This window comes from Metallosphaera tengchongensis (assembly GCF_013343295.1).
Classification (GTDB): domain Archaea; phylum Thermoproteota; class Thermoprotei_A; order Sulfolobales; family Sulfolobaceae; genus Metallosphaera; species Metallosphaera tengchongensis.
The window spans coordinates 415,340-430,528 of sequence record NZ_CP049074.1 but is presented as its reverse complement, the minus strand read 5'-3'; the positions used below and the strand labels follow the sequence as shown (position 1 = coordinate 430,528).

14 protein-coding genes and 1 tRNA gene are annotated in these 15,189 nt (G+C 44.1%); 8 read left to right on the top strand and 7 right to left on the bottom strand.

Annotated elements, in window-relative coordinates:
- Positions 1–69 precede the first annotated feature (69 nt).
- From GWK48_RS02230 to GWK48_RS02215, 4 genes are all read left to right on the top strand, one after another.
- On the top strand, positions 70–243 hold the full coding sequence (locus tag GWK48_RS02230) for a 30S ribosomal protein S30e (protein ID WP_174629208.1): 174 nt from the start codon (positions 70–72) through the stop codon (positions 241–243).
- A gap of 34 nt (positions 244–277) precedes the next feature.
- A complete protein-coding gene (gene gatD, locus GWK48_RS02225) occupies positions 278–1,597 on the top strand; it encodes a Glu-tRNA(Gln) amidotransferase subunit GatD (protein WP_174629206.1) in 1,320 nt (439 codons plus the stop codon).
- Positions 1,590–3,476 carry a Glu-tRNA(Gln) amidotransferase subunit GatE gene (gatE, locus tag GWK48_RS02220; RefSeq protein WP_174629204.1) on the top strand — a complete coding sequence of 629 codons (1,887 nt, stop codon included), beginning with the start codon at positions 1,590–1,592 and terminating at the stop codon, positions 3,474–3,476. The genes gatD and gatE overlap by 8 nt, the downstream gene beginning before the upstream one ends.
- Positions 3,477–3,829: 353 nt before the next feature.
- Positions 3,830–4,783, top strand: coding sequence for a hypothetical protein (locus GWK48_RS02215; protein WP_246263876.1), 954 nt, complete (start codon positions 3,830–3,832; stop codon positions 4,781–4,783).
- On the opposite strand, the gene GWK48_RS02210 is transcribed toward GWK48_RS02215, so the two are convergent.
- From GWK48_RS02210 to GWK48_RS02195, 4 genes are all read right to left on the bottom strand, one after another.
- Positions 4,775–5,149 carry a transcriptional regulator gene (locus GWK48_RS02210; RefSeq protein ID WP_174629200.1) on the bottom strand — a complete coding sequence of 125 codons (375 nt, stop codon included), beginning with the start codon at positions 5,147–5,149 and terminating at the stop codon, positions 4,775–4,777. The two genes, GWK48_RS02215 and GWK48_RS02210, sit on opposite strands and share 9 nt — an antisense overlap.
- A gap of 104 nt (positions 5,150–5,253) precedes the next feature.
- Positions 5,254–7,710, bottom strand: a complete 2,457-nt coding sequence (locus GWK48_RS02205; RefSeq protein WP_174629198.1) for an adenosylcobalamin-dependent ribonucleoside-diphosphate reductase — start codon at positions 7,708–7,710, stop codon at positions 5,254–5,256.
- 390 nt (positions 7,711–8,100) lie between these two features.
- Positions 8,101–8,175, bottom strand: a tRNA-Arg gene (locus GWK48_RS02200).
- A gap of 10 nt (positions 8,176–8,185) precedes the next feature.
- Positions 8,186–10,042 (bottom strand): arginine--tRNA ligase, encoded by a 1,857-nt coding sequence (locus tag GWK48_RS02195; RefSeq protein WP_174629189.1) that lies wholly within the window; start codon positions 10,040–10,042, stop codon positions 8,186–8,188.
- Positions 10,043–10,094: 52 nt separating this feature from the next.
- Here GWK48_RS02195 and GWK48_RS02190 point away from each other — a divergent pair, with 52 nt between their 5' ends.
- Together GWK48_RS02190 and GWK48_RS02185 are read left to right on the top strand one after the other, a co-directional pair.
- The gene (locus tag GWK48_RS02190; RefSeq protein WP_174629187.1) at positions 10,095–10,298 is read left to right on the top strand and encodes a hypothetical protein; all 204 of its coding nucleotides are present in this window, start codon (positions 10,095–10,097) and stop codon (positions 10,296–10,298) included.
- Entirely contained in the window at positions 10,285–10,653 is a 369-nt protein-coding gene (locus tag GWK48_RS02185) for a hypothetical protein (protein ID WP_174629185.1), read from the top strand. Before GWK48_RS02190 ends, GWK48_RS02185 begins: the two co-directional genes overlap by 14 nt.
- A gap of 3 nt (positions 10,654–10,656) precedes the next feature.
- On the opposite strand, the gene GWK48_RS02180 is transcribed toward GWK48_RS02185, so the two are convergent.
- Complete coding sequence (locus GWK48_RS02180) at positions 10,657–10,959, bottom strand: hypothetical protein (protein ID WP_174632438.1); 303 nt, start codon at positions 10,957–10,959, stop codon at positions 10,657–10,659.
- 470 nt (positions 10,960–11,429) lie between these two features.
- On the opposite strand from GWK48_RS02180, the gene GWK48_RS02175 reads away from it, so the two are divergent.
- Positions 11,430–11,783, top strand: coding sequence for a hypothetical protein (locus GWK48_RS02175; RefSeq protein WP_174632436.1), 354 nt, complete (start codon positions 11,430–11,432; stop codon positions 11,781–11,783).
- 6 nt (positions 11,784–11,789) lie between these two features.
- Here GWK48_RS02175 and thsA read toward each other — a convergent pair whose 3' ends face one another.
- Positions 11,790–13,475 (bottom strand): thermosome subunit alpha, encoded by a 1,686-nt coding sequence (gene thsA, locus GWK48_RS02170; RefSeq protein WP_174629184.1) that lies wholly within the window; start codon positions 13,473–13,475, stop codon positions 11,790–11,792.
- 289 nt (positions 13,476–13,764) lie between these two features.
- On the opposite strand from thsA, the gene GWK48_RS02165 reads away from it, so the two are divergent.
- Positions 13,765–14,433, top strand: coding sequence for a hypothetical protein (locus GWK48_RS02165; RefSeq protein ID WP_246263874.1), 669 nt, complete (start codon positions 13,765–13,767; stop codon positions 14,431–14,433).
- On the opposite strand, the gene GWK48_RS02160 is transcribed toward GWK48_RS02165, so the two are convergent.
- Positions 14,378–15,172, bottom strand: coding sequence for a hypothetical protein (locus tag GWK48_RS02160; RefSeq protein ID WP_174629182.1), 795 nt, complete (start codon positions 15,170–15,172; stop codon positions 14,378–14,380). The two genes, GWK48_RS02165 and GWK48_RS02160, sit on opposite strands and share 56 nt — an antisense overlap.
- Between the last annotated feature and the right edge of the window lie 17 nt (positions 15,173–15,189).

The following is a 15,189-nucleotide window of genomic DNA, read 5'->3' as shown; positions in this document are numbered from 1 at the left end:
GAGTAAGCCCCGATGTCAGTTATGCTTTAAGTTTAAATGTCTTGTTTTACCACAATATAACTGAACACTATGCCATCCCATGGTTCGCTAACCAAAGCAGGAAAAGTGAGAGGTCAAACTCCTAAGATACAGGCTAAAGAGAGACACAAAGAAGTCCCAAGAGTAAGGAACAGGATAGAGTACGAGAAGAGAGTATTGAAGCAGAAGGAACAAAGACCTCAGCGCGCGTCAAGAAGAATGTAAGGTTTTTTAAATATTTTCCCCCACTACTTCTAAAATGTTAGAAGGATATAGGGGAAAGGCTTTTGAAACATTGAAATCATTGAATGTTGATGTAGGAGATATTATAGAAATTGAAAAAAACGGGATCAAGGTGGAAGGAATTTTAATGCCCTCTTATTCAGAGGATGACTCCATAGTTGTCGTTAAACTAGACAACGGCTACAACGCAGGGTTCTCTTTAAGTGGGGCCCAGGTGAGGTTGATAAGTAAGCGCCTAAGAGTGGATCAGTCAGAGTACAGGGAAAATCGGGAGAAGGGCGAGGTGAGAATAATAAGCACAGGAGGTACAATCGTGAGCAGAGTAGAGTATGAGACCGGTGCAGTTAGACCTGCCCTGACCACAGAAGAAATCTTGAGGTTTGCGCCAGAGATTCAGGAAATAGCTTCAGTTTCAGCAGAAATTCTTTTCAGTATATTAAGTGAGAACATGAAGCCTGAGTTTTGGATTAAGATCGCGGAATCCGTGAAGAGGGCATTCGATGAAGGGCATGAAGGGGTAGTAGTAGCCCACGGAACGGATACCATGACTTACACAGCAGCGGCCCTGGCCTTCTCCCTTATTGGGCTTCCAGGACCGGTGGTGCTGGTTGGATCCCAGAGAAGCAGTGACAGGCCAAGTAGTGACTCCGCTATCAATTTAATTTCCTCGGTCATCCTAGCAAAGGAAGCTCCCTTCGGAGAAGTTGTGGTAAACATGCACGGAGAGAGCTCAGACACATATACTGTAGCCCATAGGGGGGTAAAGGTCAGGAAAATGCACACGAGCAGGAGGGACGCTTTCCAAAGCATTAATGACAAGCCCTTAGCTAAGGTTTTCCCCAAGGAGAAAGCCATTAAAGTCCTGAGGAGTGACTTCATTAAAAGGAACGATACAATAAAGGCTTCCCCAAAATTTAATCAGAACGTTTTCCTTCTCAAGTTTTATCCAGGATTAAGACCAGACATAGTGGATACGTTGATAGCCTCAGGTGTTAGAGGGATAATTATAGAGGGAACTGGCCTAGGGCACACGTCCACGGATTTCCTAGAGGTCTTCAAAAAAGCAACTAAAGAAGGTATATTTGTTGGAATGACTTCTCAATGTCTGTTTGGAAGGGTCAACATGAACGTTTACCAAACGGGGAGATTACTTCAACAGTCAGGAGTGACCCCATTGGGCGATATACTACCTGAGGTCGCCTTAGTCAAATTAATGTGGGCACTAGGTCACGAGGATGACCTTGACGCAGTAAGGGGGATTATGCTCACCAATCTTGTCGGTGAGTATAATACGAGACACTCCCTTGATCTGTTTCCTAGGTGGGATCATGAGTGAATACGAGAAGCTTGGATTAAGGGTAGGTCTGGAAATCCATCAACAATTGAATACGGGTCATAAACTATTTTGTGACTGCCCTACTCTCTTGGATGAAACTGATGGAGGTAAACTGGAAAGGTATCTAAGGCCCGTTGTAAGTGAGCTCGGACAGGTAGATACTGCGGCGTTCTTTGAGTGGGAAAAGGGAAAGAGGTTCCTCTATCAAATCCCTCAGAAATCCAGTTGCCTTGTGGAGTGCGATGAGGAGCCGCCTCATCCCATGAATAAGGACGCTTTAGCGCTTGGTGTTGCCATGACCTTGGCCTTTAACGGACAACCGATAGATGAAATATTCGTAATGAGGAAAGTCGTGATTGATGGTTCAAACACCTCAGGATTTCAGAGGACCGCCATAGTGGGGCTAGGCGGCCGAGTGAAGGACGTTGATGGGGATATCTCAATTCAAACCGTAGCCATCGAGGAGGATGCAGCCAGGAAAATAGAGGAGGGTCAGGACTTTGTTAAGTATAGCCTAGATAGGCTAGGGATTCCTCTCATAGAAATTTCCACAGGACCAGACATTAGGAGCCCGGAGCAGGCTAAGAGAGTAGCGCTTCTGATTGGACAGATGCTGAGACTTACTGGAAAGGTGAAGAGGGGGCTAGGAACCATTAGGCAAGACCTAAACGTTTCAATTTCTGGAGGGGTTAAGGTTGAGATTAAAGGAGTCCAAGATTTAGATTTAATTCCAAAGATTATAGAAAATGAGGCAAGAAGACAGCATGAGCTTTTAAAGCTCAGAGAGGAATTAAGATCCCGTTTGGATAAGAAGCAGTTTGCTGAAAGATTCCAGATCAAAGACCTTTCTTCCTTATTCGCGTCCGCTAAAAGTAGGTTGGTTCAATCTGAGCTGAGAAGAGGAGGTATAGTTCTAGGTTTCCGTGTGCCAGGGTTTAAAGGTCTTATTGGAAGGGAGTTAATGCCTGGGAGGAGGTTTGGAACAGAAATTTCGGACTACGTGAAGGCCCTCGCCGGACTAGGCGGGATATTTCATTCAGATGAGCTTCCCAACTACGGAATAACTAAGGAGGAGGTGGAGAAGGTAGTTAAAGAGCTTAGCATAGAGCAAACTGACGGCTTCATCCTGGTCGTTGGGCCTAAGGACAAGGTGGAGAAGGCATCCTCAGTTATAAGGGACAGGTTGCTTCAAGCCTTCGACGGGGTACCAAAGGAAACCAGAGCTGCCAATGAGGACGGAACGAGCAAATTTATGAGACCCCAGCCTGGGTCTGCTAGAATGTATCCTGAGACTGACATCCCTCCCATAGCCTCTAAATCCCTGCTTGAAATGGCTCAGAAACTAATACCTCCTTCTCCTGAGGAGAAGCTCAAAAGCCTGTTAAAGCTAGGATTGAATGAAGAGGTAGCAAAACAGATTCTCAACAGTCCTAGACTAGACCTTTTTGAGCACCTATACATGAAGTATGGAGGGAGGGTTTCATCTATGGTAATTGCGACTCTTTTGGAGAACACTCTGAAATACGTTAAATCACAGGGGGGTAATCTAGATAAGATAACCGACGAAGTTATCGAGACCCTTATAGCTAACGTCTACGATGGAAAGATAAACAAGGACTCAATACCTCAGATATTGCTGGAATTTTCAATGCCGGATGCCAAAGAGACCTTAAGTTCCATTATAGCCAAATACTCTAAGATATCAGATGATGAATTAATAAAAATAATAGAAAATATAATAAACGAGAACAAGGAAGAGATAAGGGCAAAGGGAGATAAGGCTTTCGGGTACCTAATGGGAAAAGTGATGGAAAGGGTTAGAGGGAAAGCCGAAGGAAAGAGAGTGGCAGAACTAATAAAGCAAGTAATGCAAGAATAGTAAAGATGAAGAGTTACCCCCGAACCTGAGATGGTGACGAAAAGGCATTTGTCGGATCCAATTCACCTTTTCACTTGAGGGAACTGAGGAAGTTATTATGTCCGTGGGATCTTCGAAGTAGAAATGGGGGTGTAGCACTCTTGATTTGTAAGAATCTCGCGATGAAGATCTGAAGGTTTTACGCTTTTCTTATTCCGTACATTAGGTTTTCTGATCTAAGGAAAGATTTAAAGAAATGGAATACCTTTTATTAGAGCCTCTTTTTACCTGATTAAGATATGCTTTTGGAAGAAAATCTAGAAAAAAGTCTAGGAGTGAGAAGAGGAGACACAGTTTATATAAACGAGGATTTAATGAAACTCGAACAGCTTCCGCTCATATCGAGAATCTTGAATCTTTCTTTAGAGTGGAGGAAAAACCTCGAACTACATGGACCTGATGAAAGTATTGTCAAGGTAAAAGGTGAAGGTGAAACGCTGGAAGCTTCCTCTCCTCTAGTTCACGGCTCTTTCCCCTGGGCTTTCCAAAGTATAGACAACAATTCCTTTGTCTCCTTAGCTATGGATTTGATTCCATGCTCTGAAGGCGAGGGATTTATCAATCCATCACCGTGGGAAAGGGAAGTTATAGATGGAGGGAAACTTGCTAGGAAAGCCCCAGGAGAGGTGGGGGAGGGGCAGGTGAAGGAACCTGATCCCAATTTCCAGAAAATTAGGAATCTTAACTTGTTCAATGCCAAGTTTCACTATCTCAATCCGCTCTATATATCATCCGTTGGCCCATCCTCAAGCTTGAGCTTGACTACCTCCATGATCTCAATTGAAGGAATATCCAATTCCCTCACCCTAGTGTCCAATAGACCATTTAATTTTAGTTTCAATTCTGGAGAAATCGAGCTGGAAGAAAACGTTCAAATTTACAGAGAAGGGTTGAGGAACGAAACCAAGCCCCATAGGCTAGCTTGGAACCTAGTTAACCCTATTATTCCCATAGACTGTAAGCCAAAATATAGAGTCTCATTGATAAAGATTGAGCCGTCCTCTGTAGTCCCACTGTATCTTGACTATAGGAGTTCAACGCTAACGCTTGGAATTCTCAATTTGGAAAGTAGGCCCGTAGTTGCTACAATCTATCTAGCAGGTAGGTTGCTCTCTACCCAGGTTGTAGATCCTAGGGATGGTCACGTAGATAAGTTAGAACCGGAATTTGACAGAGTCAAAGTCCCAGTGAGAAGATGGGGCCTACTCTTACTTAAGATCGAAATAAGGAAATTATTGGAAGGGCTTCTAAAGAAAAAGTCACTTTAACATCAAGTTACTCTCGTACAAGCAAGAGGGAAGAGATATTCCGTTCCTCTTGAGAACCCTCTTTCCTTCAGCACATAATATGCAATAGTAAGTAGCGAGCTGATTAGTGCTTCCTGAAGAGGCCATTTTGTCAACTAAATCCCCTATCATCTCCATCAATCTCTGATCCTTTTCGATCATACTCTTGATAGCTGTACCTCTCTTTCCGTTCATGTAATTCGCAACGGCTGCAGGAGTAACACCCATTACGAGGGCAGCCCTGTAGAGCGGGTAACCCTTATCCTTCACTAACTTGGTCGCTATTACTGACCTCATGGCAGGCAACAGCTCCTTTACCGAAAACTCACAGGGTGGAACCAAAGACATTACTCTATCATTTTAATGATTTGTAAACACACATATAAAAACATGAACTTATATTACGCAGATCTTTTAGATTTTATATAGAGTACACTGCAAAAATCCACAGCTCACAATTCGCAGGTCTTACATCCGCCAGCGAAGTTTTCATTTACCTCGACAAACTTCTTCTCTAACCTCATGGAGAGTTTAGCCTTCTCTTCCCTTTCCTTCTTAATGCCGAAATAGATGACCTGTTGCGACTTACTCTTATCCCTATACACTGTGATCCCCTTTATGCCAAGTTTCCAAGCTAGTAAGTACACCTTCTCTACAACGTCCTCCTTTTCCTCGCTCCTCAAGTTGATGGTCTTGGACGTCCCTGAGTCGTTCCACTGTTGCCAGCTAGCCTGGTGGAGTACGTGGTAGATTGGCTCCACTTCATGTGCAGTTCTGAAAAGCCTCTTGAGGGTCTTTGGCATAAACGGGTTGTCCCCGACCTCTCCCGTCTCAGCTATTTTCTTCACCACTTCAGGGGTATCAAGTTCGTATTTCCTGAGGTACTCTAGGAAGAGGGGGTCAATCTCCATAAACTTCCCCACAGCTACGTTCCTAATGAAGGCTAAGGCAAAGAGTGGCTCTATAGAGGAGGAGGTGCCGGCAATGATAGAGATCGTACCGGTTGGAGCTACAGATACCACAGTCGCGTTCCTAAGCCCATACCTGAGCCTCATGTCCTTGAGGATGGAGATGTCCAACCTTTCAGCCTCTTGCATTAGTCTCCTCACCCCTTCCGAAGGTTCTCCCTTCACCCCAGCTATCGATAAGAGTTCGTCGAATTCCCTGGCAGATTCCCACACGTCCCTGTACCTAATAGGGTCATAGGCTGGGAAAGATCCCTTTTCTTTTGCCAGTTCTATGGAAGTCCTCATGGCCTGATAATATATGAACTTAGCCAGTAGATATGAAACATAAATAGCGTCGACGCTGTCATATGGTATACCTAGCTTTATCAACATCCTGGCCAGCCCCATAACTCCTAGACCCACCTTTCTAGTCATCTTCGTCGCCTGTTCTATCTGGGGTAGAGGGTACCTATTGGCGTCCACGACGTTGTCCAAGAACCTCACGGCGTACTCTATGGTATCCCTAAGCCCTTCCCAGTCAATGACGACCTTACCGTCCTTCTCTATGACGAACTTCTCCAGGTTTAAAGAGCCTAGATTGCATGACTCCCAGGGGAGGAGGGGTTCCTCACCACAGGGATTTGTGGCCTGGATCTTACCTAGGTACCAAACTGGGTGACGCCTGTTTATTTCATCTATGAAGAGTAGTCCAGGGTCACCGCTGTCCCAAGCTCCCTTGACAACCTGTTGGAAGATAGTCCTTGCGTTAACCCACCTGACTACGGCCCCCTCCTTCTCTGCAATTGCTAACGCTTCGTCCACAGTTATCAGTTTACTCTCGTCCAGGTAGACAGAGCCCTTCTCCTCTAACTCCCTAAGTATTTCCTCCTGTACCCACTCTTCCCGCATATAGTTTCTTGCCTTTACCATGTAGTACTCGTGGTCAGTCCCAGGGATCTTAGTCTTTCTGGGCGTAATAAGGGGGACTTGCTCCTCCCTTAATACTGCCTCCATGAAGTAGTCATAAACACCTACAGAGATATTGAAGTTCTGTAGCTGGACGTCCTTTAACTCCCCGGTCTTAGCGTGGATAAAGTCCTCCACGTCTGCATGCCAAGCGTGCATCACCCCCATGTTAGCTCCCCTCCTCTTCCCTCCCTGCTTTACCACGTCGGTGGAGACGTCAAAGATCTTCATGAACGAGACAGGGCCTGATGCTACCCCGGCTGTTGAGGCGACTACGTCGCCCTTAGGTCTGAGCTCAGAGAAATCGAAGCCAGTCCCACCTCCCTGTTGGTGGACTAATGCCATGGCCCTTAACGTGTCGTAGATCCCGTCACCCTGAGCCGAGGTCATGGAGTCCTTAACAGGCAACACGAAACAAGCTGAGAGGATACCTAGCCTAGTGCCTGAGTTCATCAAGGCAGGCGTGTTGGGTACGAACTTGAGAGAAGACATTATTTCGTAGAACTTCTCCTCTATCTCCTGTTTCCTTGTGCTTTCAACGTTAGCCAAGTGCCTGGCAACTCTCCTGAACATCATCTGTGGCGTCTCCATATACCTCAGGGTATCTGGGTTCTTGAGAAGGTACCTAGCCTCTAGAACCTTGAGGGCATTATAACTTATGAGCAGATCCCTTCCATCGAACTCCTTCCACCTCCCCTTGCCGAAAACATGGTTGTAGATCCTAGCGAGGACATACCTCTTGGCCAACTCCATTAGTTCTGGATGCTCAAGAGATCCCTCAATTAAGTTCCTCTCGACTATATCTGCTAGAACTCTACTACTAATTACATTGTCGGAGGAATTTTGGGCTACATCCTTGACTATCCCATCTATTATTTCTTCAGGGATTGAACCTAACTTTGATAAGATCTTCTCTAGCCTGAACTCCTCACGTTTTCCATCCCTCTTTATTACAGATAACTTGGAGATGGAAAGTACACTGGTATCACTCTGCATGAGAATCTATTAAAATATATTGTTCCCATAAATAAACCATTTCTGCTATTGTTTCCATAAATAAACCGTTTCCTGATAACGGTTGGTATTATCTATAAACAAACTGTTTCCTGATAACGGTTGGTATTACCAGATGAAAAGCCTAGTTGATAATTCCACACTAAATCTAACTTATTTAAAAAATTTTTACTATTTTCAGTTTTATAAGTATAATGTATGGGTTCCAATAGATAGACCAACTGTACATCCAATAACATAACGCTCAGGGTCTAGGAAGAGGTGATGGATATCATTCGGACTTCCTCCACGTCTCAAAGGACGAGGCACTCGTTATGTTGCAATTTACGAAGGCCTCGACCTAAACGTTAGAATATTAGAGAGGATTTAAAGCGGACCCGCCGGGATTTGAACCCGGGACCTAGGGCTCCGGAGGCCCTCGCTCTATCCTGGCTGAGCTACGGGTCCAGGCAGGCTCTCACATTTTGGTTAACGAGTTTATACCCAGTACACCTAAGCCGTTCCTCATTACTATCTCTATTCCCTTGACCAAGTTCAACCTGCACATCCTCTTCCTTTCGTCCTGCTCCTGCAGGACTCTCTCCTTATCGTACCAGGCGTTGAAGAGATCCGCCAACTGTCTAAGGTAGGACACCAAAACCTCTGGCTCCAGGCTCTCTGCTGCTGCAACGAAAGTCTCAGGGAATTTGGCCAAACTCAGCAGAATACTTCTCTTCTCCCCCACTAGGTCGTCAAAATCTACATCCAGAGTTATCTCCCCAGGATACTTAGAAAGAATGTTATAGGCTCTCACGTAAGTGTACTGCAAATATGGACCGCTATTCTGCTCAAAGTTGGTCACTCTACCTACATTAAACGTAATCTGCTTATCAGCTGAGACCGATATCATCGCGTATCTTATAGCAGAGTTCACGATTTCCCCCACATTTACCTCTCGGCTCCTATTCTTTATCTTCTCCTCCACAGAGAGCCTAACCTTCTCATAAACCTCGTCTAAGGAAACGTATCTGCCAAGTCTTCCACTCATCGTCATCCCTGGTAGGGTCACCATACTGTAGGAGTAGTGGATTAGATTCCTAGCCATGTCAGGATAACCAAGCAGATAAAGCGCTGCTCTCAACTGTATTTGGGGAATAGATTGTTGTTCTGCTATGACGTTTATCACCTGGTCAGCTTGGCTGGTTATGAATTTCCTTACGGTATAAGCTATGTCTCTGATGGTGTACAAGGTCGTTCCATCCGATCTGGTTAAAACTAGAGGAGGAATCTCAAGCCCTTCAGGTATCCTTAGCTCCTTCCTAACCGTATCGTCAATGTACTTGTTTAGATCTAAAGCTTCAGTGCCTTTATACTCAAACCTTGCTGGAGAGTTGAGAGCGGACCTTAAAATCGCTTTAACTTCTCCTGACCAAAGCAGATCGCTCTCGAAGTCAAAATAGTCGAAGGTTATATTGAGTTTACTAAGGCTCTCCTTAAATCCCTCCAGCACGTAATTAACGTATTTCCTGACCACTTCTTTCATATCCTTATCCCCGCTTTCATATTTCCTGATTATTTCAGCTATCTTACCCTCAGGATCCTGATCGTCCCTAACTGCCTCAGCAAGCTTGTCGAAGTACTCCTGGTTTCTCATTCTAATCTGAGAGGCTAGCCCAACTAGCTCGTCTCTCTTAGTTAACTTCTCTCTGTACTCATTCTCTGGAGCTACCTTCAATTCCTCAGATATGGATCTTATTTCCAAGATGATGTTAGTCATGGCGTAGATCATTCCGGCCCAAATGTCCTTTTTGGCGTCTGCTGGTGGCTCAGGATACCCGAGTTTGGAGAGACCATATATAAGTATAGCTACCTGTCTCCCACTATCGTTGACGTAAAACCTCGAAACTACGTTATGCCCTCGGGCTCTCGAGAGCCTAACGAGGGTATCGCCTATTATTGCGTTTCTAAGATGACCTATGTGCAACGGGTGAATGGGATTTGCGCTGGTGTGCTCTATCACGACCTTTTTCTGCTTTTCAGCCTTCTCAATTCCATAGTCTGACGTAATGGATGAAAGGAGCTCCATAAAGAGCTTTTTTTCGTCTATTCTAAGGTTGAGAAAGGCTCCTGACAGGTGAAACGATTTGATGTAACTTGATTCTACTGTTATTTGGGGTACCCCCTTTACGTTTAATGCAGGCAAAGGGATTGCTATATCTCCCATTTCTTCTCTCGGAGGGTACTCCATAGCCTTATATACTAGGTCTTGAGAAACGCTCAGGCTTCTAGCTACTGCGCCAGCTACTTCCCTTTTTATCTTTGCTAGGACGTCCACGGGGGTTATTATGCTATTAGCCTTTTAACTCTTTAGAGGCAAGAGTTTTATTATGAAGAAAATAGCTGAAATATTAGTTATAGAGGACTTCTCCGGGAGGAGCAACCAAGTGGACGTTCAGATTCAAGAGGTTATGTCGAAGATAAAAAACGTAGATGAGGTAAAGATAAGCAGGATCCACGTTCCCATCTGGACTGAGGATGCAGAGAACTTATCTGGTATCCATGTAGTAGTGAGAGAAGTTGCAGAAACATGATATTTGTCCCCACTACAAGTCTGGCTACTGTACCTCCCCGATGCTTGACACTCCCACCGCTGATGTGACCAGCCCAAATCGTTGCTTTAATTCCTTTAAGGGTTGTAGGTATTTCGTTGATACAGGAGAGGAAAAGCAAGGTCTCGAACTATATCAATCGGTTGAGCAAGAGATAAAATTTTACCCTTTGGTGAACGTGATGGAAAGCCCGCTGGAAAGCTCATGCGAGAATTACAGACCTATGAGAACTGGTAAGGGCTACGTAGCCTTTTGCACTGCCTTAGGGAGAATACTCACGGTCACGAACGCCGAGATGTGTAGCAAATATTGGAGAAGTTGCCCTTACAGGACATAAATTTCAATCTGTACCTAGCTTGGCGTATCTGCCGTCTTCCAACATGGTAACGTGTCTACTTTCAGTTAAACTAGCTAAAGCCCTTCTTATTTTGTCTTCACTTGCTATTCCTGACAATTTGCTGTGTAATTCCTTCAGGTTCATGGGCTTTTCCGTCAGGAGATCTAGTAATATTTGCTTAAGTTCCTCCTCATTGGGGGCCGTCATTACCACTACGTCCTTATCTGAGTAGACTACCTTCAGCTTGCTCTCTACTTCACTATCCTCTTCCTTCACTCTTCTGCTTTTCTTACTCTTGGTGCTCAATCCACTCACTAATATAGACTCCTAAATCTCCTTTTTAAATATTGTGAAAGGGATAGATTTTTTCCTGATGTACCAAAAATATTGCCTCAACTAGATTAAGTGTCTTCTTGATAAATTGTTACAATGAAGAAGCTATAACCAATTTTAATACATTAGCATTTCATACTCAGTTTAAATTAGTTAAGATAAAATCTAGAATTAACTAGTTTATCATAGTGAAATAGCCACATGCAGGTTCGGATTCGATGAAAAGTTTTCGAATTGAACGCTAGCTTTCTTCACTAGACCTTACAGTACCTTACTATGCTTTACAGTTTTAAGTTGGAGCTTCCCTACACCCTGGATTGATAGTTAACATGTTCCCTTTAAACTTGAATCCCAGTCCTTTATCCTCTTTCCTAATCATGACTTCAAGATAAACTAATCCTTTTATAGATGTGAGGGATAATACCACATTAGGCGATTGGATTTTGGGCGAACCGGACTTTCTGAGAAACATTGCGAGTAAGATTTTGACACCCACAGCCTTGGATCTAAAAAGGCTGGATGACGTGAGGAGGTTACTCGCCAGTGCAGAGTCGAAGTATAAGTTCTCCTCATACGGAGGGGATCCAAAGCGACTTGTAGAGTATTTTGAGAGCCCAGATTTCGTTGACCTGATACTCGTTCTGGGAGTGGAGTTATCTAAGAAGCTTCTCCAAGAGGTAATTGCGAGCTATAGCGATAAGGACATTCAGGCAGCAGCAAAGAAGGCCCTGGATGAAATAGATGGATTCAAAAATATTGAAGATACGGATACTTTACTAATGTATAAAAAATTTTAAATTACGTTACCCGAACGAGGGAGCTCCTCCAGCTCCCATTCCTTCTCCTTCTTCTCCTCCAGCCTTCCCTTTACCACCTTCTGACTTCAGCTGAGACGCGGCTATCAGATCGTCAATCTTAAGCACAGCTGTAGCAGCTTCAGTCGAGCTCTTCAGGACTTGCCTCTTCACCCTAACTGGCTCTAATACATTGATACTAAACATATCATCCGTGATCTTACCGTTTATCACGTCTATTCCAGCGTTTGAAATTCCCTTCACGTGCCTAGCTCTTAGGTCCATGAGGGCAGATATAGGTTCCATTCCAGCAGTCTCTGCGAGTATACTGGGTATCTCCTCCAGCGCATCAGCATAGGCTTCTATGGCCAACTGCTCCTTGCCTCCAACAGTCCTAGCGTATTCTTTCAACCTCATGGATAGCTCTACCTCTATTGCTCCCCCACCGGGAACTATCATGGGCTCGAGCAATATGTTCCTTAGAGCATGAAGTGCATCATTTATGCTCCTTTCAGCCTCATCCAAAGCCATGTCGTTCGAACCTCTCAGGAGGATGTTTACTGCCCTGGGATTCTTTGCGCCCTCTATGAATACCATCTTATCGTTACCAATTCTCCTCTCCTCGACGAGCTCAGCGTAGCCTAGATCTTCGGGTGTAGCGTCCTTCACGCTGCTTATTATTCTGGCTCCTAAAGCCTTCTCGAGCTTCTCGATGTCGCTCCTCTTCACTCTCCTCACAGCGAGTATACCCTTCTTGGCAAGGAAGTGTTGGGCGATGTCGTCGATGCCCTTCTGGCACACCACCACGTTGGCACCAATGCTAGCTAACTTGTCGACCATTTCCTTGAGGTACTTGGTCTCCTCGTCTAGGAAAGACTTAATCTGGTCAGGACTGGTAATGCTTATCTTTGCAGATATTTCGGGCTTCTCGACCTCCAAAGCAGCGTCAAGTACCGCAATCTTTGCCTTTTCTACCCTCTTGGGCATACCCGGATGGACAACTTCCTTGTCTAGGACTAAACCGTGGACTAGAACACTGTCCTCTATTGTTCCTCCTTTCTTCTTGTCAATCTTAACCAAGTCAAGACTGACGTTATATCCACCGTTAGGTAGAGGTTCAGCTACCTTAGCCACTGCGTCAATTATTATATCCATTATTTTGTTCATTTCAGCTTCGGATTCTGCAATAAACTTGCTAGCCATTGTCGTGTAAACTATTTTCTTCAGGTTAGCCTTGACTGAGGGATTCTGCAAGTCCTTGACGTCGATCTTGGTTGAAATTTGGCTCAAAATGTCAAGGGCCTTGCTGAAGGCCTTCTTGTACCCTTCTATTATGATTGTAGGATGAACGTTCTGATCCAATAACGCCTCAGCCTTCTCCAAGAGAAGTCCTGCAAGAACCACTGCGCTAGTCGTACCGTCTCCAACCTCAGCGTCCTGAGCTTTAGCAGCCTCCACGAGGAGCTTGGCTGCCGGGTGTTGAATCTCCATTTCTTTGACTATTGTAGCTCCATCATTGGTGATAGTGACGTCGTTAAAGCTATCAATGAGCATTTTGTCGAGTCCTTTAGGACCTAGGCTTGACCTAAGCATTTCAGCTAAAGTTCTTGCTGCTAAAATGTTATTTCTTAACGCATCTCTACCAGTCGATCTGGAAGTACCTTCCTTGAATAGAAGAACTGGAACTCCAGCCATACATTATCACCTTTTCTGAAGTCCATTCAGATCGGTTATATATAAATTTTTCTATCCCCCAACTTAAGGACAATTAACGTAGAGTTGTCTTATCAAGAGCCTAGTCTCGGAATTTATCTGGTTCTAAGCTTAAATGAGAGTAACTTCCCTATGGAATCTCCTTTTCTATAACATTACTAACTATAGGGTGGTTAGGATACCAAGTAAATAATATTTTGATGTGTTCCTATCATAACTACTGGTTCATAAGGTGAAATGCGTTAATTGCGGGAACGAAGGAGCCTCCTTAATGGTTAGCGGAAAGTTACTTTGCCCAAGATGTTCTAGGAACGAAGTTCTTCACCGGGTAAGGAAAAACATGAGCAAGACTGGAATAAATCTAAGAAAGCAGAGCATTATCATAGCTTACCCAGAATTTTACAAAGAAGTGGGCGAGCTGTTATCTTCAATGATGACTAAACTGTGTCTCCAATGTGATCTTAATATAAAAAATATAATAACAGAAAATTATAATAGAATTAATCTGACTATACGTAGTTTAATATTAAGATTAAATCAAGAGGAAGAAAAAATAGTAGTCTTGCCTTTCACGGCCGACTTCTTTGAAGCTTATCTAATTTACTCCTCGTCTGAGCTAGAAAATTCATACCTCTCTCTGTTTTCCCTAGTTAACAGAGTAGGAGACAAACTTTTTCTTCTCCCCCTTTACAACACTCCTCTCACCGAGATGATGGGATTCTCGGAATTAACCGGGGAGTTAAAGACAGGTGACGAAGTCTTTGACGCCATATTTCTCTGGTTACATGACAGCTTCAAGGATAACGAGGTGTTTCACACTTTTCCGCCTTCCATTCAAGTCATTTCGAGTAGATTCTCAAGGTGCAAAATGTGTGGGGCATTAATCAAGGATGGTGAGTATTGTAAACTTTGCTCAAAAGAGATTTCTCCTGGCCATTGAGTACAATTTCATAGTATATTTCCATTTCTTTTGGTTTAAATCTTGAAGGTGGTATAGGCCCTGCAGAGTTATAGTAAAGATATCCGCTGGAAATAATTTCCTTTAACCCTTCAGCATCGTACCTTACCATCTCTTCCAACTGCGGAATCAGGTTTATTGAGTCCTTGAGTTCCTTGCTGGATAGGACATATCCACAGATTTTACATGAGTAGTCTGGCATGACAGCTTCGAAACCACATTTAGGGCACTTTGCGGGGGATTTTATGCCGTAAAGATTCCAATTATACCTCAAGTTGTCCAGTAGATCAGTTCTTCCCCTTCTGGTAACTTCCCTATATAACGCTGGGGCTAGATCAACCACTGCTCTACCTGAGTAAAACACAAGAAACTCAAGTTGATCGTCTGTAAGTTTGGAGAGCTCCACTAACCTTACTAGCTTTGCTGCTACGTACTCCATCAGGACGTCCTTCGAGGAGTTGAGCCTATTAATTATGGTTTTAGGTTTTGGCTTAGACTTAACCTGTCCTACTGCGGAGATGAAAGGTTCCTTAATTATTTCCTTAAATAAGTCCTTGCCCAGCTTAAGATGGCTCAGCCCCAGCCCTATTTCGACTTCCTCAATATATTCGTCCAGTAGCTTTTCTGCGTCGATGTATTTTTCTTTCTTAGACTTCTTGTCCTTTTTCTCCTCCCTTTCCTCTAGTTCTCCCTCTTCCTCATCCGTCTTTTTCCTTACCACTCCCGTTACACGCTCTA

Excerpts from the sequence above, each read along its gene's own strand:
- GWK48_RS02230 (WP_174629208.1), top strand. The coding sequence starts at position 70 with ATGCCATCCCATGGTTCGCTAACCAAAGCAGGAAAAGTGAGAGGTCAA.
- gatD (WP_174629206.1), top strand. The coding sequence starts at position 278 with ATGTTAGAAGGATATAGGGGAAAGGCTTTTGAAACATTGAAATCATTG.
- gatE (WP_174629204.1), top strand. The coding sequence starts at position 1,590 with ATGAGTGAATACGAGAAGCTTGGATTAAGGGTAGGTCTGGAAATCCAT.
- GWK48_RS02215 (WP_246263876.1), top strand. The coding sequence starts at position 3,830 with ATGAAACTCGAACAGCTTCCGCTCATATCGAGAATCTTGAATCTTTCT.
- GWK48_RS02210 (WP_174629200.1), bottom strand. The coding sequence starts at position 5,149 with ATGTCTTTGGTTCCACCCTGTGAGTTTTCGGTAAAGGAGCTGTTGCCT.
- GWK48_RS02205 (WP_174629198.1), bottom strand. The coding sequence starts at position 7,710 with ATGCAGAGTGATACCAGTGTACTTTCCATCTCCAAGTTATCTGTAATA.
- GWK48_RS02190 (WP_174629187.1), top strand. The coding sequence starts at position 10,095 with ATGAAGAAAATAGCTGAAATATTAGTTATAGAGGACTTCTCCGGGAGG.
- thsA (WP_174629184.1), bottom strand. The coding sequence starts at position 13,475 with ATGGCTGGAGTTCCAGTTCTTCTATTCAAGGAAGGTACTTCCAGATCG.
- GWK48_RS02165 (WP_246263874.1), top strand. The coding sequence starts at position 13,765 with ATGGTTAGCGGAAAGTTACTTTGCCCAAGATGTTCTAGGAACGAAGTT.